Genomic DNA, 21,412 nt, shown 5'->3' on the forward strand with positions numbered 1-21,412 from the left:
CTCTATCTATTAGAAAAACACTAAATATTTAAAGATTGTCAATACAAATATTTATTGATTTATATCTTAAGACATATTAACTATTGTTTTTATCTATTTCATAGGTTAGATGGAAAAATATTGACTAATTACTAACATGAATTCAGTAAATAAATTAAACATAGGAGTATATCTATGGCTTTAGCTAAAATCGCAGACTTATATCCCAATTATAAAGAAGATATTTTTGGCGGTGAAGATATTAAAAGTTTCTCTGTTTATGACCACACTAACGATAAAATTGGTTCAGTTTATGACATTATTGTCGATGAATCAGGAAAGTTTCGTTATTTAGTTATTGACACTGGTTTTTGGGTTTTTGGAAAAAAAGTTTTGCTACCCGTAGGTAGAGCTAGCATTGATTATGCCCAAGAAAGAATCTATGCCAAAGACTTGACCAAAGAACAGGTGGAAAGTCTGCCACAATATGACGATAATATGACAATCGACTACGACTACGAAGAAAGAGTCAGAACAGTCTATCGAGGCGTCGAATACGACAAGGACAACCCTGCTTATCTCAACGAAAATGCAGCAACAGGTTACGATAGTAGCGCCTATAATCGTGATACCTACAGTCATGATCGTGAACCGAGTCTTTACGCTCATAATGAAATGGACACAGATGATCGTAAAAGCCTCAAGCTGTATGAAGAGCGTTTAGTAGCCAATAAAGAACGTTTCTTAGCTGGCACCGTCAAAGTTGGCAAAAGAGTTGAAACAGAAACTGCTAATGTATCCGTGCCTGTGGAAAGAGAAAGAGTCGTGATTGAGCGCACTACTCCTACTAGCGGTAGAGCAGTTAGCCCTGGTGAAGCTACCTTTAGTGACACCGAAGTAGCTCGCATCGAAGTTTATGAAGAAACTGCTGATATTGAAAAGCAGGCTTTTGTACGTGAAGAAGTCAATGTACACAAAGAAGTAGAACAAGAGACTGTAACTGCTAGAGAAACAATCCGTCGTGAAGAACTAGAAATCGAAAACGATGGTGATACAGTCATCAATCGAGATCCTCAAGTTTAAATACTTCCAGTGTAAAGGTTAATTAATACAGGTAGGGTAGCTTATTCTACCTGTGTTTATTTACAATCGACATAATATTAATAATATGACTTTAAGTAACGATAAACGCTCCGAGATAAATCCAGCAGAATTCTATCAAATATCTCTATTAGAAGAAAGGTTAAAGGTTACTCGCCGTAAAGAGAAAGCTGGAGAAGTAGTCATTCGTAAGCAAGTTGAGACACGAATGATTAACATACCCCTCAGACGAGAAAAATTAATCGTTGAAAGAATTGGAGAGAATCCCCAAAAATTAACTGAAGTAGTTGTTGCTGAGGAAGGAGTTAGTGGTTTTAAGTACAACGAGCTAAATAATAATGATAGTCTTTGTCTTAATACTAGTCAGTTTCTTTCACCATCAACTGCTCAAGAATTACTAACAGATATTAGACAGCTTTCATCCACAGCTAATATTAAAATACGTTTAGAAATAGTTACTAATTGTTCTGATAGTAAAACCGTATCAGAGCTTAAGCATATTTGCGATCGCTATCAATAATTGTCTATTTTTTAAAAGGTAATTAAAGCAATTTTATCGTTAACTATTGCATCGAACCTGATATTATTCAGAGCCTTTAAGATCTTTATTCTTACAAGGAACAGGATCGTAGCCACCTGGATGAAAAGGGTGACAACGTAAAATCCGCTTGATCGCCAACCAACTACCTTGAATCGTACCATAGCTGGCGATCGCTTCCGCCGCATATTGGGAACAAGTAGGTTGAAATCGGCAAGTGGGAGGAAAAAAAGGAGAAATGAACCGACGATAAGCTTGAATTATACCTAGCAAAATAATTTTCACGTTTTCTGGCGATCAGTAATAAATAAACAGAGAACTTAAATTATAAAAAGCGGATTTTTTCTACTTTTGAGTACCTGCTGATATTGATGAAGTATTTCACGACGTTTTTCTAGATTGCGTCTTTGACCTATTAAAGTTTCATCTAGCATGTTTTTTCTTTCCTGCTCTTGATTCAACTGATTCTCAATCTGTAATAGTTCATTCTCGCTGGCAATATTAGCCTGACGCTGAAGCTTCTTGACTTTGTGACGTTGTGCAGATAATTCATCTTCCTGCTCTTTGACTAATCTAGTCAAATCAGATAGATCTTGCTGTAGATGGAATACCATTTCCTCTAACTTGTCTAAAGGAGCTTCTCTTAATTCAGCATCATCTAGGTTACTGCCTAGACAACCTTTTTTAGCTTCTTTTGCCAAAATAGAAATTGTATCCCACAGTTCACCTTGCTCATAATTCGCTGGCAGCTTGCTCAAAGGCTGAACACTTCTTGGCTCTGGAATAGGTGGTAGAGAATAGGAACGAGAATCAAATTGAGAAGCCACCCCGTTGAAGACAATTCCTAACATATTAAGCCCAGACTGATCGAGAATTTCTTTCGTAAATGTAGCTTGTGGGCGATCTACAGAACCTGGCTTAACAACCAGCAAAACACCATCAACTATGCGACCCATAATTGGCGCATCGGCAGTTAAATCTAAAGCAGGTGTATCAATAATTACATAGTCGTATGATTCAGACCAGTAGTCGATTAGCATTCTCATTCTTGAGGAATCAAGTAGAGTAGCTGAAGAAGGAATCATTGTTCCAGAAGTAATCAAGTCAAGATTTGGCATCACCTCTTCTATGGTCATTCTGGGATCTAACTGCTCGGCAACAACATTACTTAAGCCGCGATCGTTGTGCCTATTCCAAATATGGTGCTGCATTGGATGATGTAGATCGGCATCTACCAATAAAACCTTGTTACCGATCTGAGCCATAGATGCAGCTAGATTAGCAGCCACAGTTGACTTACCTTCTTGAGCCGTAGAGCTAGTAATGACAATGCTATTGACCGAACGACCAGAGTTCAAAAACTTAATATTAGACTGCAACATTCGATAGGATTCACTTAGAGGTAGTGAAGGATAGTCACGAGCCACTATTTTAGGAACCGCAGCATTTTGTTTAGATCCTGGTAAGCTTAATACTCTGCTTTTGTCTGTTCTGGGAATTGTTCCCAACCAAGCATAACCATAAAGCTGCTTTGCTTCATCAATGGTTTTGATCGATTTATCGCTAATTTCAAGCAGATAAATTACTCCTGCTGCTGCCAAAAGTGCTAATGAACCAGAAGCTAGATAACCCACTGCACGAGAAGAAACTGGTTCAGTGGGTACAACAGCATTAGAGATTACCCTAACATTACCAGGGTCTTGGCTTTCGGCGATTCTAACTGTCTGAAGCTGCTGCCATAAAACTTTGTATGTGGACTCAAAGGAATCTAGCTCTCTATTTAATTGCCGTAGTTTTTGTTCTAACTCGGGTACTCGTTTCATTGTACTGCGACGAGTTTGTTCAATTTCCGTCAAACTGGCAATCTGTTTTTTCAGACCAAAGTTACTGGCTTCGAGATTAATCAATTCGTTAGTAAGCTGCTGCTGAATTTCTCCAGTTTTGATCTTGTCGATAATGCCTTTTGCATTTTCGCCGCCAATTGAAATAGTCTGCTGTCCCAATAATTTTTTTAAAGAGCCGACCTGCTCCTGTAGCTCAACTACGTTAGGGCTATTGGGGGTAAACCGAGCTTGGACAACTGCTAATTCAGATTCTGCACTTTGTAGCTTGGCTATGGTTTCTCTTACTTCAGGTGCCTGACTGACTGTCGTTAAGACTACCGCCTGCTCGGCTGTCAAACCTAGTTTATTTCTAATATAGTTGGCTCGAGAATTAGCACTTGCCATCTCTCCTTGGGCTTTAGATATTTCTGCTTGAAGTTCTCGCAGGCCCTCAATCAATGCCCTAGTATCTTCGTCTGGAGCAATAAATTCGTTAGATTCTTTTAATTGACGTATTTCTGTTTCCGTTTTTTTCAAAGAAGCTTGTACTTTGGGCAACTGTCCCTCAAGAAACTCTTTAGCTGATACTGCTTCAGCCTGATTAACGACTAAATTATTGTCTAGATAGTTTTTGATGAGAATATTGACTACCTTCGCTGCTTCTTCTGGATTTTTGCTTGCATAGCTGACTTCCAAGATATCAGTCGCCACAATTGAACCGACTTTTAAATTCGTTAAGAATTCATCAACGCTTAATTTTTCTCCGTCACTGTTTTTTAACTGCAATTCTGGATCATTGATCGTTTTCTCAATTAGAGGGACAGAACGCAATACCTCTGCTTCAGTATCAAGAGGGTTTCCCTGAGCGACAATTGGCGTTAATTCACCGATTGCCCTGCTAACTTCAGTTAGAGATGAACTAACGGTATTACCTTTAAACTTTAATTTGGCATCTGCTTGATAAACGCTTTGTTTAAGAGTATTAACAATAACTCCTAAAGTAAGCACTGTTAGGAAAACCATCGAACCAGGAAGCCAACGTCTCTTAATTATTTGCCAATATTGATCAGTTCCTAAAGAAGCTGGTGAAGAGTTCATAATCAATTGTTATATTTGATGACGTTAGTGGGAATTAATTTAAGAAATTTAAGGTAAATTATAGACAAAAATCTGATTATGCTATAGTAGCGGAAAACTAAAATTTAAATAATAAAGTTTCGTTGAATATATAGCTCAAATAAAGTCATTTGCTGTATAGTTTTTTAATTTGATTGGTTACTTGTTGTAAATCTTCGTCTGTAAGATTAGAACCAGAGGGTAAACACAAGCCTTTGTGAAATAAATCTTCTGCTATTCCATTATTGGCACATTCACAATTGCTAAATACTGGCTGTAAATGCATTGGTTTCCAAACAGGTCTACTTTCAATTTGTTGCTCTAGGAGCTTGAGACGAACTTGTTCGCGATCTATTCCGCCAACATCAGGATCAAAAGTCAAGCAACTTAACCAGCGAGTAGAAGTGCCAAAATCTGCTTCAGGCATAAACTCAATTCCTGGTAAATCACCCAATGTCTCTTGATAGAAGGCAAAATTACGACGACGAGCAGCGACTCTCTCTTTTAGCACCATTAGCTGCCCTCGACCGATTCCTGCCGAGACATTACTTAGTCGATAGTTAAAGCCAATCTCAGTATGTTCGTAATGAGGTTGGGGGTCTCTAGCTTGGGTAGCCAAAAACTTCGCCTGACTAATTAGCTCGCGATCGCCAGAAACTAACATGCCACCACCAGAGGTAGTAATAATTTTATTACCGTTGAAAGAAAAAATGCCTGCACGACCCCAAGTACCAGGAGAAGTATTTTTATAAGTTGCGCCCAAAGCTTCAGCAGCATCTTCGATTAAGGGAATGCCATAGCGATCGCATTCTTGGAGAATTGGCTCGATGTCAGCACTTTGACCATAGAGATGGACTAGCACTACAGCTTTCGGTAGTTTGCCGATTCTATCTTTTTGAGCCAAAGTAGTTGCTAGTAAGTCGGGATCCATATTCCAGGAAGTGCGATCGCTATCAATAAAGACAGGTTTTGCTCCCAAATAAGTAATTGGACTAACGCTGGCAATAAAAGTGAAGGTAGAACAAAAAACTTCATCCCCTGCCGACACTCCCGCTAGCTTTAACGCTAGATGCAAAGCAGCCGTACCCGATGATAAGGCAGCAGAATATTTTGCGCCCACTACCTGAGAGAACTCCTGCTCAAAAGCGTCAATATGAGGCCCGACAGGAGCAATCCAATTGGTATCGAAAGCTTCTTGGACAAACTTTAGCTCTTGCTCCCCAATATGGGGAGTTGATAGAAGAATCGGTTGTTTCACTAATTTGTAAGACGAATAAATTTATGGATAAATTTTATAGTTCAGATTTTTGAGCGATCGCCTCCTCATAAGTTGACAATGTTTTTTCGTACATATGTCGAAACGTCAGTTGTGACTCATATTTTTGTCGACCCATAATACCCATGCTAATTCTGGCTTGCTCATTACTAATTAGATAACTGAGCCTTTGACGTAAAGTCTGGACATCTCCAGGGGAAACTAGATAACCTGTTTGTCCATCAAGCACAATTTCACTGACACCACCAACATCTGAGGCTACTACTGGTAAACCTGCTCGCATGGCTTCAATGATGGTACAGGGTAAACCTTCCCAATTGGATATCAAAGCATAAATTTGGACTTGCGCTAATATTTCTGCAATGTCCTGGCGAAAACCGAGAAACGATACTCGATCGCTCATTCCTAGCTGCTCTACTCTCTCTTTGGTCTTGTCTAAGCTAGGCCCATCTCCAATCAACACTAGCTGCGCATTGAGATCTTTAAAAGCTTCAATCAGCGTCGCCTGATCTTTTTGTCGGTCAAAACGGGCTACCATAGCCACCTTAATTGGTATTTGAGCTGGATTCGCCTTTAGCTCACCTGCAACATCTTTCATCCCATTTTGAATCGTTAACAGTTTGTCCGAACTTATTCCTGCTTTCAAGCCTATTTGGCGATCGTATTCGGAAACACAAATTATTTTGTCCGCCAAAGATGCTGTTAACTTTTCCAGCCAGAGATAAATTGTCCGATTAGGTTCGGGAATCCCTGTCGTAAAAGACCAGCCATGAGCCGTAAACACACTAGGGACTTTGGTAATTTGACTAGCTAAACGACCTAAAATTCCTGCTTTACTTGAATGAGAGGCAATCAAATCTGGCTTAAATTGATTAATTATATATAAGATGTATCTCAGACTTTTGCCATCCAGGATGGGGTTAACTGCTCTTTTCAAAGAGTCACAAGCTACGGACTCGATACCTGCTTGCTGTAAATTTTCGTTATAAATACCTGATTTTCCCGTTAAAACCAAAACCTTGTGACCATCTTCTTGCAAAGCCACCGTCAGATCTTTAACATGCACTTGTGCGCCACCAATAGCATCTGAACGAGTGATGATAAAAAGAACATTCATGATTTGATAAAATAGGAATCTAAAAATTGAGTTGTATAAACTATATTTACCATAAGTGAATTCAACGATTTATTTCATAATTTTTTGGTGAAGTATTCGAGAAACATGATGATGAGTTGAACAAAAAACGATTAAACGGGAATGATAGGAGGAAATTATACTTTCATAGCATAGGCAAACGTTATTTATGCATTCTGCTGATTTGTCATCCTCTTATTCTCCTAGTGATTCCCTACCAGTAGTGCAAACCTGGAACTTAAGCAAAACCTATCGTACTGGCTTCTGGATGAACCAAAAAATTGAGTCTCTCAAAAGCTGTTCCTTAAGTATTTATCAAGGCGAAACTTTTGGTTTATTAGGCCCCAATGGAGCAGGTAAGACTACTTTGCTTAAAACTTTACTGGGTATTACCCGTCCAACTACAGGGAAGGCAGTTATTTTTGGGCAGCCAATTGGCGATCGCCAGGTCAAGCAAAAAATTGGCTATTTACCTGAAAATGCTTATCTCTATGATTTTTTGACTGCTTGGGAGTTTCTGGAGTTTATTGCAGGATTGTTCCAAATACCTAAAAGTAAACAACGCCAGCGCATTACTGAATTGCTAGATTTAGTTGGATTAGCTCAGTCTACCGCCCGTAATAAGAAACTTAAGCAGTATTCTAAAGGGATGCTCCAGCGTGTGGGAATGGCACAGTCATTAATTAACGATCCTGAAATTGTTTTTTTGGATGAGCCGATGTCAGGACTTGACCCAATGGGACGTTATCGGATGAAAGAAATTGTCTTATCTCTCAAGCAGCAGGGTAAAACGATTTTTTTTAATTCCCACATCCTATCTGATATTGAACAAATTTGCGATCGCATTGCTTTTTTGGCCTTGGGAGAATTAATTTGTCAGGGTTCACTAGATGAATTATTGGGTACGGGTAATGCTTATCAGGCAACAGTGATCGGCGCAACCTCAGAAACTTTAGCTCCCTGGATGACTAATCTGACTCAAGAAAATCATTACTGGCATGGTCAACTCAAAGTAGAACCGAATCAGTTTATTGCTCAACTTAATGATAGTGATGCTCGACTAGTCAGTATTCAATTAGCCAGACCTTCTTTAGAAGAATTTTTTATGCAGCAATTGCGTGAAAGAGGGATCGAATTCAGCCGTTGAGGTAATGAGTAAAATATTGAACATATTGAAGCGCTAAAATACCCAGACTAACTATATAGCCTGGGTATTCTCTATGGCAATGTTGCTCATTAAATCACCAAAGTCACAGCTAAATGGACAGCTAAATGGATTGTAGGGAATCAAAACCTGATTTGGAAGCGGCAGATACCGATGGTTGAAATTGATGTTTAATCAAGTCTGCCAAATCCTGTAGCTGATTTATTGCTTCTGCTCCTTCTAATTTCATTAACTCGCGATCGTCTCTCATTTCAGTCCAGGTGATACCATAATCTGAGACTAAAAAACGAATTAGATGACCGTCTCCTAAGCTAACCATAAACGAAGCACTGTTCATTTCACCGCCACAGGTATAGCAAGATGCTAAATAACCTTTATTTTCCAAAACGATCGCTAATGCCTGAAGAGTCATTACTAAATCTTGGACAAATTGGCGATGTTGTTGCGCTAGTCTTGTGAACACTTTGTTCCTCCGAACACCTTAAATTTTATTGTAAACGCTCAAGTGCTTTTTTTAATTTTTTCTTAAGATTTGCCAAAGCACCATCACATTCTTGTGCATCTTCTCTAGACTAGTTTAACTAATCTAGAATAGAACTTTGTGTGTCTTTTGATTCAATTGTTTGAGGTTTTAAAACAAAATTACACAAAGAGACAATAGTTTCATCTTTTAAGCAGGCTTCAAGATTTAATTCAGTTTCGGTGGTTATTCCTGTGACAGCTAAAGAAAACTCAAAACCACTTTGCCCAGCCGTGAGAATATCAGGATACTGCTGTGCAATTATAGGACGACGCAGGTCAACGATCGTTTCTAGTAAGGTTTCTCCTTGATAAAGAACTTTTACAGTTTTAGCCTGAGCTTTTTTGCCCAATACCCAACCCCGAACCAGAATTGCTCCTGTGGTAACGATCTCTTCAACAGTAGGACTCATAATCCCAAAACCCCACAAAGTTTCAAACTCTTGTTTTGGTAAAGTCTTTTTGATCTCGATAACTTGAACTGGAGTTTTGAGCAAACTCAGCCAATTGTGTTGTTCTGCTATTTGTGCCAAAGTTTGCTGAGTTTTTTGATACTGCGCCTGAAGGTTGCTCAACTGCTTTTGTTGTTCAAAAAGCTCTTGTTTGTAGCGTTGTAATTCAGCTACCGTTTTTTGCAGTTTAAGCTGAGTTTCTCCCAACTCAATTTGAAAACCCTGGTTAATTTGTAGCTGCGCTTTAGTTTGAGCTAGTTCTTTGTGAGATTTTTGTAGCTCCTGATTTAGTTTCTCGATTGTTGACTGCATTTTTGCCCATTTAGCATCTGATTTAACATCTGTCTGCTGGGGTGGCTGTTCGAGCTTATTTTTGTCAGGATCTTCGTCGGAAAACCAATTTGCCAGTTTTTTCAGCTTCAAAATATTACTCCTCTAGCAATGATGTTTAAGTTACAGGGAATGGGGGAACACAAGTTAATCTTCCTTGTTTATACATCCCAACCAGAGAGGTTGCCAGCTTGGCAAGGAACTTACATTACAGCATAAAACAACCTAAAATTAGGATTACTCAGCTAAATTCTAACTTAAGATTTAGACTATGCTGGATTGTAATGCACTCCCTATTTAATTTAAATAATGTATGAGCGATCGCAATTCAATTCCTGTATTGCGTCTAGAGCAAGTTACTCTTCAAGCTACTATAGGTGCTGATTTGCTGTTGCGAGACATTTCTTTTGAGGTTCAACCTGGAGAAATTGTCGATATTGTTGGGGCATCAGGATCGGGTAAAACGTCCCTACTCAGACTATTAAACGGTTTGGTTTCTCCTAGCCAGGGAAAAATTTATTTTGCCGAACTGGCAGTTGAGGAATACACCCCAGTAGAATTGCGTCGCCGATTAATTCTAGCACCTCAAGAACCAAAGTTATTAGGGATGAAGGTAATCGATGCTTTAGCTTATCCTCTCCAGTTACAACAGTTATCAGAGTCAGAAATCCGCGCTCAAATCGATACTTGGCTTGATTTACTGCGTATTCCCGCAGAATGGCTGATGAAAACCGAATTACAGCTATCTTTAGGGCAAAGACAGCTAGTGGCGATCGCTCGCGCTTTAATCATGAAGCCTCAAGTAATTTTATTAGATGAACCAACATCAGCTTTAGATGTAGAAACAGCAACCTACTTATTGAAAGTATTAGAAAAGTTAAATCGAGAGCAAAACCTCACCATTATCATGGTTAACCATCAACTAGAGCTAATTCAAAATTTTGGCGATCGACTTTTGCTGCTTAATCAGGGAAATCTGTTAGCAGATCTACCTGCAACAACAGCTAACTGGCAAAAAGTCAGTCAAAAGATATTTCAGCTACGGTCAGAAGAAACACAAGATTGGCTTTAAGATTGGGTAAGATTCTAAACAAGATGGGATACAGAGCTTAAATGAGATTGATGACCTACTGGTAAATTAACGGCGGCTAAAAAACTATTATCTGCTTCCACTAATTCAGGATTAAAACGATAACCAATATTACGTACTGTTTGAATTATTTTAGGCTCCCTTGGATTCAGCTCAATTTTTTTACGTAAAGATAAAACATGAGTGTCTACTGTGCGGGGATTATCGATCGCTTCTGGCCAAGCTCGCTGCAACAACTCTGAGCGACTTAAAGGGTTTCCTTCCGCCTGAGCTAAAACATACAAGAGGCTAAACTCCTGTGGGGTTAATTCAATAAAGCTGCCTTTTAACTGCACTCGCCGCTGTGCTAGATCGATCTTAAGATCTTTACATTCCATCGACAAAGGAGCGATCCCAGCAGAGCGTCTTCTGCGAATCAAAGCCTCAACTCGTGCCAAAAATTCTTGCATCCCAAATGGCTTGGTCAAATAATCATCAGCGCCAGTTTTTAAGCCTTTAACAACATCTTGTTCTCCACTGCGAGCCGAAAGCAACAGAATTAAAGAATCTTGCTGTTGATAAAGCCAATGAGACAACTCTAATCCATCCCCATCGGGTAAATCTGAGTCGAGAATAACTAATGTTGGTTGATGTCGATTACAAGCATCCCGACCTTGTTGCAGACTAGCAGATTGGCTAACTGTATAACCTGCTTGTTGCAGATGCCAACCTAGTAGTGAGCGCAAGTGAGGATTACTTTCAACTATCAAAATATGTCCTGAAACCACTTTTGCCTCATTTAAGCTTAGGAAAATTCTTATAAAGATAAGGCTAACAGAGGCTTTGACGATATTTTGTAGCAAAGGTTACGATGCAGTAACACTGACAGTTTGCTTTTGCATTTCCAAGAATTTTTTACGTACTTAGTAATATGTAGCCGTGAGGAATGCGTAACGTCAGTTAATTATTGAACCTGCTAATAGATTTGGCTTAATTCAAAAGACTGATTTTTCCCAAAAGTGTGATTGTTAAAACCCAACACGGTAAAATATAAAAAGACAAAAAACTTAACAACAGTTCAATTTCGACTGACATTCTGGGCAGGATAGCCTAATTAGATTTATGATTCTCCAAGATGCACAAACAATTAGACACTATCAAAAAATTACTGACGGCATGGTCGATCTATGGCGTAGACGCTACAGCTTTGAAGAGATTAGGCTGTATTTAGACGGCTATATTTCCTGTTTGCGTAACAGTAATTTTGTCGAACAATATCTTATTCATCGTCTTGAAGAGCAGGCACTCAGTTTTTTGCGTGACCCTTCAAATTTTGAATTAGCTAATCCCCAAACTCAAATGGAAGTTGACACTGACTATTATTAATTAATAGATTACGTCAAATTAAATTAATCAGGAAATTTTAGCTTTGAGCAAAAAAGACGACTAAATCTAGATCTAGTTAGTCGTCTGTGGTTAATTTTAAGTTCAATCAAAAAGCTGTTTAAGAAGCTAAAGCAACTTCTACCATTTGCTGTAATTCTCCATTTTGATATAGTTCGATCGCAATATCTGAACCACCAACAAATTCTCCATTAATATATATTTGGGGAATTGTGGGCCAGTTGGAATATTCCTTAATTCCTTGTCTGATTTCAGGATCGGCTAAAATATCTACGGTTTCATAAGGAACACCTAGGGTATTGAGGATCTGCACGACATTGTTGGAAAAACCACACTGAGGCATTAATTTTGATCCCTTCATGAAGACCATAATTTTGTTTTGATTGAGCAACTGTTCTATTTTTGCTTTTACTTCTGGTGTCATAATCTTTAATTATCTATTTTTTGATTGTTTACGCTAACCAAGATTCGTCGGGATTAGTCCCATGAATACCCTATACGGTTTGACCATTAGCTTGCCAAGCTTCAGGAGTGTAAGTTTTCAGCGATAAAGCATGGATAGTCTCTGATGCCAGCTCTGATTGCAATGCTCCATATACGATTTGATGCTGTTTAACTCTGGTTTTACCCGCAAAATCTGGAGAAATAATAATGGCTTCAAAATGCTGTCCATCGCCAACAACTTTGACTTCGGCATTGCTTAGCCTCTCTTGAATCATAATTTGTACTTGTTCTGGACTAATCATAATTTTGTGGTTGGTTTGATGGAGTTAATCGATGTGAAGTTATGACTTTTGCTCAGAGTAGTTAAGTAATTAGACTAACTATTTTACATTTATTCTAAGCAAAAACACCTAAGTCTTGTAGGTAGAATCCCGATTGGTTATGAAACAAATTAAGGAGTAGGAGCTATGGGTGCAGCTTCGGGAGATGGAGCTTGACCTTCTGGTGGACTATCAGGACTTGGCGGTGTTTGGGGTGGAGGAGAGGTAACTGCACCTGGTTGGGGAGCAGTATAGGGAGTATCAACAAAACCAATTTCTAGTAATTGTTCATATGCCTTTCTACCCAAGCCGACACCAGGACTTTGAGAAGTAATGATTTGAATCAGTAGGGGAACAGAAAGCTCTGGTTTATTTTGTGAGCGATGGACTAAAGCTAATTGGTAGGTCGCTCGATCTCTTTCTAGGCTAGTGTCTAAGGCTTTTTTACGGTGAGCTTCAGCCGCAGCATTATCTAATCCTGTAAAGCTATTGAATAGCTGGAGATAGAAGTTAGATAGCTGGTTATAGACCTGTCGCGCATTCTGTAGCTTTTCGACGGCTAGATCATATTGTTGAGCCTCAATTGCCTGATCTGCCTCCATCATGAGTTTTTTTCCACCTTCGATACTCAAGATACTGGCTGGCTGACTGGAGGGAGTATCTGGTTTGCTTTGCGCTTCGGTTTTTGAAGAATCCACTGCTGACTGCGCCTGTAGCTTTCCAGGTAATCCGATTAACAGGAGCAAAAATAATAAATAATGCGTACTGTGGCGGATAATATTCTGCTTTGACATATTAGTTTTGATATCAGTTATCTACTTTGACTCTGTTTCACTATGCGAGAAAGCGAAATTAGATTTGAATTTAGACTTCAGGTATCTTATCACCCCAACAGCTTAGTGTCAGACCTATTAAAAGAGATGGTTTTCTTGGTAAAAGAGTAGTTGATTCTGAGTTACTTGCCTTATGCTGGAGCAGTTTATTTAATGGCAGTACGCTGATAATTGTATATGCATCGCCTAACTAGGCTATTTTATTGCTGTTTGTTGCTTGCCTCTTGCGCAAAAGATACTGACAGAGCAAATAATCTACCTCAAGATGAATTTATTCAAGCTTACTTTAACCATCGAGCAACCCAGTCACAAACATATATCGATCCCTATCGCCAAATTGAGCGTTCAGGAGATAATTTAGAAGCAATAATTATTGAGGAAATTGCCACCGCACAGTCTTCAATTGAGCTTGCTGTTTATGAGTTAAACTTGCCTTTAATTGCTCAAGCTTTAGCTGAAAAGCACCGTGATGGAGTTGAAGTGAGAGTAGTTTTAGATAATGATAATAGTCAGTCTTTTACGGAATTGAGTTCTACTGAAATTAGCCAATTAAATCAGCATAATCGGCAAAAATACGAACAGCTTTTACAATTAGTCGATCTTAATCAAGACCATGAATTAAGTTCTGCTGAAGTGGCTCAACAAGATGCTTTAACCATTCTTAAACAGGCAGGAGTCAAGGTAATTGATGATACTGCTGATGGGTCAAAAGGGAGTGGTTTAATGCATCATAAGTTTATGGTGATTGACCAGAAAAAAGTAATTGCTGGCTCGACTAACTATACTCTTAGTGATATACATGGCGATTTTAATAATCCAGAAACTCAAGGTAATGTTAATCATCTTTTACGGATTAATAATACTCAAGTAGCTAATTTATTTAGTGAAGAATTTAACTATATGTGGGGTAATTCTAATGCGGGAATTGAGAGTAGGTTTGGTGTAGCTAAATCTTGGCGATCGCCACAATCTTTTAACTGGCAAAATACTCAAATTACCATCCAGTTTTCTCCCACTTCTCAACAGCAAAACTGGAGTTTTAGTACTAATGGTTTAATTGGTGAAACAATTGACAGCGCCACAAAATCAATTGACTTGGCTCTATTTGTCTTTAGTGAACAAGAATTGGCCGATATTCTACAAGAGAAACACGAGCAAGGGGTGGAAATTAAAGGAATATTCGATCCTGGTTTTGCCTATCGTTATTACAGCGAAATGTTAGATATGTTAGGAGTTAGTCTCTATTTAAATTGTCAACCTGAAGCAAATAATAATCCTTGGCTCAATCACTTGGATACAGTTGGAACTGCACTAGTCAGTTCTGGAGACAAACTCCATCATAAAGTTGCAGTTATAGATGACAAAACTATAATTTCTGGCTCACAAAATTGGTCAGAGGCGGCTAACTATCAAAATGATGAGGCAGTAATTATCATTACCAACTCCAAACTAGCTCAGCATTTTGTTCAAGAGTTGCAACGGCTCTACACTTCAGCTTTTCTGGGATTATCGACCAAGCTCAACAGCAAGCTTGAGCAACAGCAACAAAAATGCGGTAGTTGAGATCTTGGGATATGTAGCAAATCGATCAAATTTTATTGAGACTTATTATCAATTAGCGTGTATAATCTTTTCAAAGACAATTATTGATTTTTATTTTCAATAAGCAAGTTAATTTAACCCTCAAATATTTAGCAAAATCCAAGATGAGCGATCGCAATTCAGAAAAACCCAATTCTTTAACAAGTCAGCAAACAAGAAAAGTAATAGCCGTAAAATGGGCTCATCGTTGGGAGGTGTTTAGGCGATTGCAAGCATTAGAAATAGATTGTCAATGTTCGACTAATGAACCTCTACTGGTAAACTTGGATAGCCCGACAACTTTGGCACAAGTATGGAGCGTAATGAGACAATCCACTGCGCAGCGTCATCAGTTAGTGGATTGGTTAAATGATTGCTGGAGTATGAACTACGATCATTACATGTAGTGCGATCGCCTTGCAAGATAGACAAAAAGTAATTAGAGCAAATCAACGTTAAAGCAGAGTGTAAGTTGCTCACTAATCAATAAATTTAAATCACTAAAATTGTAGCTTGGTAGATGAATTACCAACTTCTTTGAAACTTTGAGCATTATCTAGAGAAATATGCGCAATTTTAGCTAATAATAAAGATTACTCTCAAGAATACAAATGAGTAACATTAACAGTATGGTCACCAGCTTTAATTTTAAGGGCAAGCTGAGTAAAATTGCTTATAAGCAAAAGAAAATCAAATATCTCAAACTAGAAACAGAGCAGGGTAAATACTGGATCAAAGTTTCTAAGCAGTTAAGCAAACAACTTGCTGGTTTATCTGCTGAATGTCAATTGGAAGTCGAAGGGAAAGTAAAACAAGATCCTGAAACGGGCAAAACCAAATATAAAGCTAAAAGAATAGCGATTGTTGCGCCAGAGGCATTGGCCACACTGCCCAAAGTTAAGACCAAAACAGTATCCCTATTGCCTTTATTTGATAGCAAAATTAAGTCCAAGGCAAAAGTGCTGATTTGTCAAAAATCTAACTGCTGGAAAAAAGGCGGTCAAAAAGTTTGTGCCGAAATAGAATCTATATTAAGCGATCGCGGTTTAACTAAAGAAATTCCCATTCAGAAAACAGGCTGTCTTAAGCAGTGCAAGAAAGCTCCAGCGTTAGTAATGATGCCTGATAAAGCTCGTTACAACCAAGTTAAACCCAAGCAGGTAGCCAAGATGGTAGAAAAACATTTGATTGCTGATTAGTAATTACTGATCATTGATTTAACCGTGCTGATTGCTGCTGGAGAAAATCGGTAAATGCCCAAACGGCATGAGAAAGATCGACATCTTTGGGAGTTGCTGCCACCACAATACGCTGTAGAGGTATGGGCAACTGGCAGATAGTAACTCCTGCGGGAAGATAAAATACCGACAGTTGGGGCAGAATAGCTGCACCCGAACCTGTGGCAACTAGGCTAACAATCGTATCACTTTCGCGAACTTGTTCAGCAGGATTAAATTGATACCCTGCCGATTCAAAATAATGTTTGATCTGTTTAAAACAACTATTTTGATGAGGATAGGAAATAATCGGTATTGAAACTAGTTGTGTCCAGCTAATTTGCTGTCCGTCTGACTGTGCATCTAATTTGAAATTAGGTGGTAACAGAACAATATAGTTATCCCGCAGCACTTCAATTGTGGCTAAATCCTTAGAAGTGGGTAAAATCGTCAAGCCAAGATCGGCTTGCCCTTCATAAACCATTTGCTCGACTTGAGGACAGTCTTTTTCTTCGATAATCTTGATTTCAATTTGAGGATGTTTAAATTGAAATTCGGCTTTAATTTTGGGTAGTAACTGCGCTGCTGCGCCACGAAAAGCAGAAATTCTCACTTTTCCCCCAGCTAAGCTTTTACAGCGGTTAGCTTCCTGCTGAATATTTTCAATCGATTGTAATACGCGATCGCAGTGGACTAAGACGCTCTCCCCAGCAGGTGTTAAATTTACCCCTTTTTTGCCTCGAAACAATAATTGCACCCCTAAATCAGCTTCTAAAGTAGCGATCGCATGACTTACAGTAGGCTGGGTAAGATCTAATTCAATTGCTGCCTGACTAAACTTACCGCACCTTGCCACGGCGACAAATGATCTAATCTGAGAAAGTTTCATGAGACGAGATTTTCACCAGTTGTTCTTTAGTTTAATGATATACGTGGCAATCTCTTAATCTTTAGGCAATTTATTTCAATACGGTGACATGAAAACCAGACAAGTTTTATGGTTGAGATAGGGAAGACGAAGACGATGGCGAAGATAAAGAGGATGGAGACGACGGAGACAAAGGTTCAGTAACAGGAGCAAGAGGATCGGTTTCAGAAGTACTTGTAGGTGCTTCGAGCAAACTGTCATCTTCTAAAGGTTCGATCAAGCTGTTTTCTTGAGTGTCATTATAATTATTGCTCGAAGCAGGAGCGTTATAGTCGGGAATTGAAGGATCCATTGAGTCATTGATTGAATCGTTCATTGTCTGCTGGATTGCGCGATTGCGATCGACGCTTGATTCAAAATTATCGATTGGATTCTGACTTGTCTGGGGGATTAGTCCTTCTCTACCAGTTTCGATTGTAGTAGGTGGATTAGAATACTTTCCTGTCGGAATACCTGTGGTGGAATCACTGTTACTTCCTCCACTACCAGATTCAGATAAGGGTAATGGTGCAGCCTTAATATTACTCTCTGTGGACAATCCTCCCAAAGAGTCCTTTTTTGCCGTAGAGTCCTCTGCTGAATTGGTTGATTGGTCAGTTGAATCAGCACGAAAAGAGGAATAGACAAATGCGCCAAGACTCAAGGGAGTTATGAATAAAATGCAGATGCCAGCTAGGAAAGGTATTGATTTATAGTTATCTAGCATTGGTTTTTTGATTCTCAAAATCCTTTGACTTTCAATCTACTCAGCAATAGTAAAACAACCGATTATTACAGCTTGTTAAGGCAATTGCTCGCCGATTATTGTGAGCAGCATGTGAAGATTATACGCTTTTGAGTAAGTTTAATTTGTTATAAAGGAGAAAATTATATTTAATCCTATCTATCGCCATGAAGTATTTAATCAAATACCAAAGATGTAGACCAGAAAAGCGAATCTATCGCAATTTAGCTCTAGGCATTATTACTTTTATGATTCTAGCAACAGTCTTACCCGTAATAAATTAAACAGACATCTTTTTGTTATACATACTGAAGTCAGATAGTAAACTATAGTTCCTGACATTAGCGGTGATGATTGTATACCTTGATTTGTATTTTAAAAAGGCTCTAAAGGCAGATTGATTTGATGAACTTTCAAGTAATAATGTTCTCATAAAGTAATCTAAACAATCTAAAGAAGCAAATCTTTAGGTGTTCCAGTTGCGCTGTCGATCCATCACTCTTTTTTCCTCTAAACATGGTTCCTTTAAGAGACGAAAACCCAGTTAAAATAACTCCTTATGTTACCTATATTTTAATTGCAGCTAATATCCTGGTTTTTGTTTATGAACTTACCCTTAACTCCAATCAATTAGAGCTTTTCTTTCATTTATTCGCCGTTGTTCCCCAGGAGTTAACCGCGAGTTTAAGTGGCGTCGATCTTCATCAGGGTATTCCTGAAGCAGTTACGCCGATCACTTCGCAATTTTTGCACGCAGGATTTACTCACGTTGGCTTCAACATGCTTTTTCTGTATATCTTTGGTAACAATGTCGAAGAGCAGTTAGGTAGAGCTAAATTTTTGTTCTTTTACTTGTCTTGTGGGATCTTGGCAGTAATGGCTCAATGGTTTTTTTCCTCTATGTCTAGCGTACCTTCTTTAGGTGCTAGTGGAGCGATCGCTGGTGTGATGGGAGCATATATTCTTAAGTTCCCGCAAGCCAAAATTGTTACAGTTATTCCTTTGGGATTCTTTTTTCCTTTATTTAGAATACCTGCGGTGTATTTTTTAGGCTTCTGGTTTGTCGAACAAGCTTTAAACGGGATTGCCTCTTTTGAAGTTACCGCCAGTGTAGGGATGGAAAGCGGTGGAGTTGCCTATTGGGCGCACGCAGGTGGATTTATTGCAGGAGCTGTATTAGGCCCTATATTGGGTTTGTTTTCTCATAGTTCAGAGGAAAAGAGTATTGTTTCCACTAGATCTTTCAATGAATCGTAGGGGCGAATACAGGTTTCGCCCATAGCTACTTCTTAAAGCGCTGTCTTATACCATTTCTTCATGAGGTTGCACTCAATATTTTAATTGTAAGTCTCGCGCCCTAAACGACTGGCCCTAAAGCGATTGTCTTGAATGTCAAGTTTAATTTGTTTTTAAAGGCGATCGCGTTGCTTTAACAATTCAGTCAAGTTAATCAGTCATCACAATGACAATCTCTTGTTTAGAGTCTGGACTAGTTTGATGATGCCTACTTCATTATTAGTGACTTGAGATAGCTTTCCTGCTGGACGGACATAAACGTCAAGATATTTCTGACAAACATCTATTCCTACCCATTGTTGCTTGCTCATTACTTTTCTTGAATCAAAATAATTATAATTTGAGCTATTTTTTCTCCTCAATCTTTGACTCTTCCTTGCTAAAATACGGGTTTGGTTTACCCAGGCGATTGTTTGAGCGAAAAGCCGTTGCCCTAAAGGACTAGCCCTAAAGGATTAGCTCGCAAGCTCGCGTCCTTCACGTCGCGGGGGTTTCCCCCGTTGAGGCTATTGAAGCTGTTGAGTTTACGCTTTGGAGAGAGAATTAGTAGCGACCAAGCTTTAGGACGATTTTGAACGACCAAGGATTAGACGATCTACTACTTTCTCTAAACTATCAGGATTTTAGATCCTAATTTCAAGATACAAGGATTAGCTCGCAAGCTCGCGTCCTTCGCGTCGGGGAATTAGGGGTTTGGGGAATCAGTGATACGTTAATTTCATGCTCCTTATTGCCCTATTTCCCTACATAATCGTAATTGCTAACTCTTCTTTGCGTAGCGCCAGTTATTTAACTAACAATTGTTCAATGTATGGTGTTCTAAGCCATTCTTGAATAGTACTCAACTACGAGTAGTTCATTTACTTGTAGAGCTACCCATTCTCGTTCAATGACACCGTTTACCTTGCCAGATAAAGCAGCCTTATCGAATTCTAAGTGACTAGGCAAATTAGCTAACCCAGGATATTCCATATTGGTTTCAATTAGCTTACGAGAGCGATCGCGATTTCTCACTTTGATCGAATCTCCAGGACGACACTGATAGCTAGCAACATCTACTACGCGATCGTTTACTGTAATGTGTCCGTGGTTCACTAACTGACGTGCTGCGGGAATAGTACCAGCCATTCCTAAACGAAAAATGGTGTTATCCAAGCGCATTTCTAATAACTCTAGGAGGGTTTGTCCTGTCGAACCAGCTACTCGACGAGCTTTACGGACATAACGCACTAGCTGTTTTTCGGTAACGCCATAATTGAAGCGTAATTTTTGCTTTTCTTCCAAACGAATCGCATATTCAGAGCGTTTGCGACGGCTTTGACCATGTTGTCCAGGTGGATAAGCTTTACGAGCGCTTTTTCTAGTTAGCCCAGGTAAATCCCCTAAACGACGAACGACCCGCAGACGCGGACCTCTATAGCGAGACATATATTATTTCCTCTCTAGTTTACAGTTGATGAAATATCTCCAAATATATAATTATACATGAGTTTGGAGATTTAAGCTAAAAAATTAAGTTGTAATCAAAGCCAATTAGTGAGTTAACTTTCATTTGGCAAAAATTACTAGCTAAAAAAGTGAGTCAGATACAACCAACTCACTTTTACAAAAGTTTGTTTACAGCTTTAATTATGAAAATTAGCTCGCTTTGACGAAGCTAACGTCACGTCCTTTAGTTTCCCAGAAAATATTATGAATTTTCTGAACTGCATCCATAAGCTCATTAGCATGTTCAGCACTAACTTCTACTTTACAAGCAGAACAAAGTTTAGCGGCTTTCCAGAAGGTATCGTGGAGATCGGGATATTTCTCCAGATGCACTGGCTTAAAATAGTCTGTCCAAAGAATTAATAAATCTTCTTTAGTTTTTTGAGCCTGTTCTTCTTTAATGGCAATATAGCGAGAAAGAGTATTTTGATAGGCAATATTTGCTGCTTTATCTCCAGAAGTAGGAGCTTCAAGATCCATGATTTTTTTAGTCATGGAAACAACAGCTTCTGCTGTAACACGTGCGGAAGATGGATCATAGACACCGCAAGGGCCATCGCAATGGGCGTGAACTTCAGGTGCAGGAAAGAAATTTTTAATTTGGTAAATGACTTGTTTCAACATCATAATTTGTGGTGTTCGGTTTCTAAAATGTTTCTAAAATGTGCTTCTGC

The 21,412-nt window shown here is 38.9% G+C and carries 24 protein-coding genes; 9 read left to right on the forward strand and 15 right to left on the reverse strand.

Annotated elements, in window-relative coordinates; translation table 11 throughout:
* The first annotated feature begins 174 nt into the window (after nt 1-174).
* Both KME09_11140 and KME09_11145 read left to right on the forward strand, forming a co-directional pair.
* Entirely contained in the window at nt 175-1,062 is an 888-nt protein-coding gene (locus tag KME09_11140) for a DUF2382 domain-containing protein (GenBank protein MBW4534479.1), read from the forward strand.
* Between the two features lie 85 nt (nt 1,063-1,147).
* Nucleotides 1,148-1,600 (forward strand): YsnF/AvaK domain-containing protein, encoded by a 453-nt coding sequence (locus KME09_11145; protein MBW4534480.1) that lies wholly within the window; start codon nt 1,148-1,150, stop codon nt 1,598-1,600.
* Between the two features lie 63 nt (nt 1,601-1,663).
* Here the strand turns inward: KME09_11145 and yidD are convergent, their stop codons facing one another.
* From yidD to KME09_11165, 4 genes are all read right to left on the reverse strand, one after another.
* Entirely contained in the window at nt 1,664-1,903 is a 240-nt protein-coding gene (yidD, locus tag KME09_11150) for a membrane protein insertion efficiency factor YidD (GenBank protein ID MBW4534481.1), read from the reverse strand.
* A gap of 35 nt (nt 1,904-1,938) precedes the next feature.
* On the reverse strand, nt 1,939-4,539 hold the full coding sequence (locus KME09_11155) for a polysaccharide biosynthesis tyrosine autokinase (GenBank protein ID MBW4534482.1): 2,601 nt from the start codon (nt 4,537-4,539) through the stop codon (nt 1,939-1,941).
* Between the two features lie 145 nt (nt 4,540-4,684).
* On the reverse strand, nt 4,685-5,815 hold the full coding sequence (locus KME09_11160; GenBank protein ID MBW4534483.1) for a DegT/DnrJ/EryC1/StrS family aminotransferase: 1,131 nt from the start codon (nt 5,813-5,815) through the stop codon (nt 4,685-4,687).
* Between the two features lie 34 nt (nt 5,816-5,849).
* Nucleotides 5,850-6,950, reverse strand: a complete 1,101-nt coding sequence (locus KME09_11165) for a glycosyltransferase family 4 protein (protein MBW4534484.1) — start codon at nt 6,948-6,950, stop codon at nt 5,850-5,852.
* Nucleotides 6,951-7,137: 187 nt separating this feature from the next.
* On the opposite strand from KME09_11165, the gene KME09_11170 reads away from it, so the two are divergent.
* On the forward strand, nt 7,138-8,115 hold the full coding sequence (locus tag KME09_11170) for an ABC transporter ATP-binding protein (protein MBW4534485.1): 978 nt from the start codon (nt 7,138-7,140) through the stop codon (nt 8,113-8,115).
* Nucleotides 8,116-8,236: 121 nt separating this feature from the next.
* On the opposite strand, the gene KME09_11175 is transcribed toward KME09_11170, so the two are convergent.
* A complete protein-coding gene (locus KME09_11175) occupies nt 8,237-8,596 on the reverse strand; it encodes a DUF1815 family protein (protein MBW4534486.1) in 360 nt (119 codons plus the stop codon).
* A gap of 118 nt (nt 8,597-8,714) precedes the next feature.
* A complete protein-coding gene (locus KME09_11180) occupies nt 8,715-9,527 on the reverse strand; it encodes a hypothetical protein (protein MBW4534487.1) in 813 nt (270 codons plus the stop codon).
* A gap of 220 nt (nt 9,528-9,747) precedes the next feature.
* Between KME09_11180 and KME09_11185 the strand changes: the two genes are divergently transcribed.
* Complete coding sequence (locus KME09_11185) at nt 9,748-10,506, forward strand: ATP-binding cassette domain-containing protein (GenBank protein MBW4534488.1); 759 nt, start codon at nt 9,748-9,750, stop codon at nt 10,504-10,506.
* Between the two features lie 14 nt (nt 10,507-10,520).
* Here KME09_11185 and KME09_11190 read toward each other — a convergent pair whose 3' ends face one another.
* Nucleotides 10,521-11,291, reverse strand: a complete 771-nt coding sequence (locus tag KME09_11190; GenBank protein MBW4534489.1) for a response regulator transcription factor — start codon at nt 11,289-11,291, stop codon at nt 10,521-10,523.
* Nucleotides 11,292-11,625: 334 nt separating this feature from the next.
* On the opposite strand from KME09_11190, the gene KME09_11195 reads away from it, so the two are divergent.
* Complete coding sequence (locus KME09_11195; protein ID MBW4534490.1) at nt 11,626-11,889, forward strand: hypothetical protein; 264 nt, start codon at nt 11,626-11,628, stop codon at nt 11,887-11,889.
* A gap of 118 nt (nt 11,890-12,007) precedes the next feature.
* Here KME09_11195 and grxD read toward each other — a convergent pair whose 3' ends face one another.
* The 3 genes from grxD to KME09_11210 all read right to left on the reverse strand — a co-directional run bounded on the left by grxD (nt 12,008) and on the right by KME09_11210 (nt 13,465).
* On the reverse strand, nt 12,008-12,331 hold the full coding sequence (gene grxD, locus KME09_11200; GenBank protein MBW4534491.1) for a Grx4 family monothiol glutaredoxin: 324 nt from the start codon (nt 12,329-12,331) through the stop codon (nt 12,008-12,010).
* A gap of 70 nt (nt 12,332-12,401) precedes the next feature.
* Nucleotides 12,402-12,653: a BolA/IbaG family iron-sulfur metabolism protein gene (locus KME09_11205; protein ID MBW4534492.1), complete on the reverse strand. Its 252-nt coding sequence runs from the start codon at nt 12,651-12,653 to the stop codon at nt 12,402-12,404.
* A 149-nt stretch (nt 12,654-12,802) separates the two neighbouring features.
* Nucleotides 12,803-13,465: a hypothetical protein gene (locus tag KME09_11210; protein ID MBW4534493.1), complete on the reverse strand. Its 663-nt coding sequence runs from the start codon at nt 13,463-13,465 to the stop codon at nt 12,803-12,805.
* 216 nt (nt 13,466-13,681) lie between these two features.
* Here KME09_11210 and KME09_11215 point away from each other — a divergent pair, with 216 nt between their 5' ends.
* The 3 genes from KME09_11215 to KME09_11225 all read left to right on the forward strand — a co-directional run bounded on the left by KME09_11215 (nt 13,682) and on the right by KME09_11225 (nt 16,284).
* Nucleotides 13,682-15,067 (forward strand): DUF1669 domain-containing protein, encoded by a 1,386-nt coding sequence (locus KME09_11215; GenBank protein MBW4534494.1) that lies wholly within the window; start codon nt 13,682-13,684, stop codon nt 15,065-15,067.
* A gap of 143 nt (nt 15,068-15,210) precedes the next feature.
* Nucleotides 15,211-15,492, forward strand: coding sequence for a hypothetical protein (locus tag KME09_11220; protein ID MBW4534495.1), 282 nt, complete (start codon nt 15,211-15,213; stop codon nt 15,490-15,492).
* Between the two features lie 204 nt (nt 15,493-15,696).
* Complete coding sequence (locus KME09_11225) at nt 15,697-16,284, forward strand: (2Fe-2S) ferredoxin domain-containing protein (GenBank protein MBW4534496.1); 588 nt, start codon at nt 15,697-15,699, stop codon at nt 16,282-16,284.
* Between the two features lie 10 nt (nt 16,285-16,294).
* Here KME09_11225 and KME09_11230 read toward each other — a convergent pair whose 3' ends face one another.
* Nucleotides 16,295-17,191, reverse strand: coding sequence for a LysR family transcriptional regulator (locus tag KME09_11230; GenBank protein ID MBW4534497.1), 897 nt, complete (start codon nt 17,189-17,191; stop codon nt 16,295-16,297).
* Nucleotides 17,192-17,297: 106 nt separating this feature from the next.
* Nucleotides 17,298-17,936, reverse strand: a complete 639-nt coding sequence (locus KME09_11235; protein MBW4534498.1) for a hypothetical protein — start codon at nt 17,934-17,936, stop codon at nt 17,298-17,300.
* A gap of 534 nt (nt 17,937-18,470) precedes the next feature.
* On the opposite strand from KME09_11235, the gene KME09_11240 reads away from it, so the two are divergent.
* On the forward strand, nt 18,471-19,211 hold the full coding sequence (locus KME09_11240; GenBank protein ID MBW4534499.1) for a rhomboid family intramembrane serine protease: 741 nt from the start codon (nt 18,471-18,473) through the stop codon (nt 19,209-19,211).
* A 200-nt stretch (nt 19,212-19,411) separates the two neighbouring features.
* Here KME09_11240 and KME09_11245 read toward each other — a convergent pair whose 3' ends face one another.
* From KME09_11245 to sodN, 3 genes are all read right to left on the reverse strand, one after another.
* Nucleotides 19,412-19,561 carry a hypothetical protein gene (locus KME09_11245; protein ID MBW4534500.1) on the reverse strand — a complete coding sequence of 50 codons (150 nt, stop codon included), beginning with the start codon at nt 19,559-19,561 and terminating at the stop codon, nt 19,412-19,414.
* A 508-nt stretch (nt 19,562-20,069) separates the two neighbouring features.
* Nucleotides 20,070-20,678, reverse strand: coding sequence for a 30S ribosomal protein S4 (rpsD, locus tag KME09_11250; GenBank protein ID MBW4534501.1), 609 nt, complete (start codon nt 20,676-20,678; stop codon nt 20,070-20,072).
* A gap of 210 nt (nt 20,679-20,888) precedes the next feature.
* On the reverse strand, nt 20,889-21,362 hold the full coding sequence (sodN, locus tag KME09_11255) for a superoxide dismutase, Ni (GenBank protein MBW4534502.1): 474 nt from the start codon (nt 21,360-21,362) through the stop codon (nt 20,889-20,891).
* Between the last annotated feature and the right edge of the window lie 50 nt (nt 21,363-21,412).

It is taken from the genome of Pleurocapsa minor HA4230-MV1 (assembly GCA_019359095.1).
GTDB lineage: Bacteria > Cyanobacteriota > Cyanobacteriia > Cyanobacteriales > Xenococcaceae > Waterburya > Waterburya minor.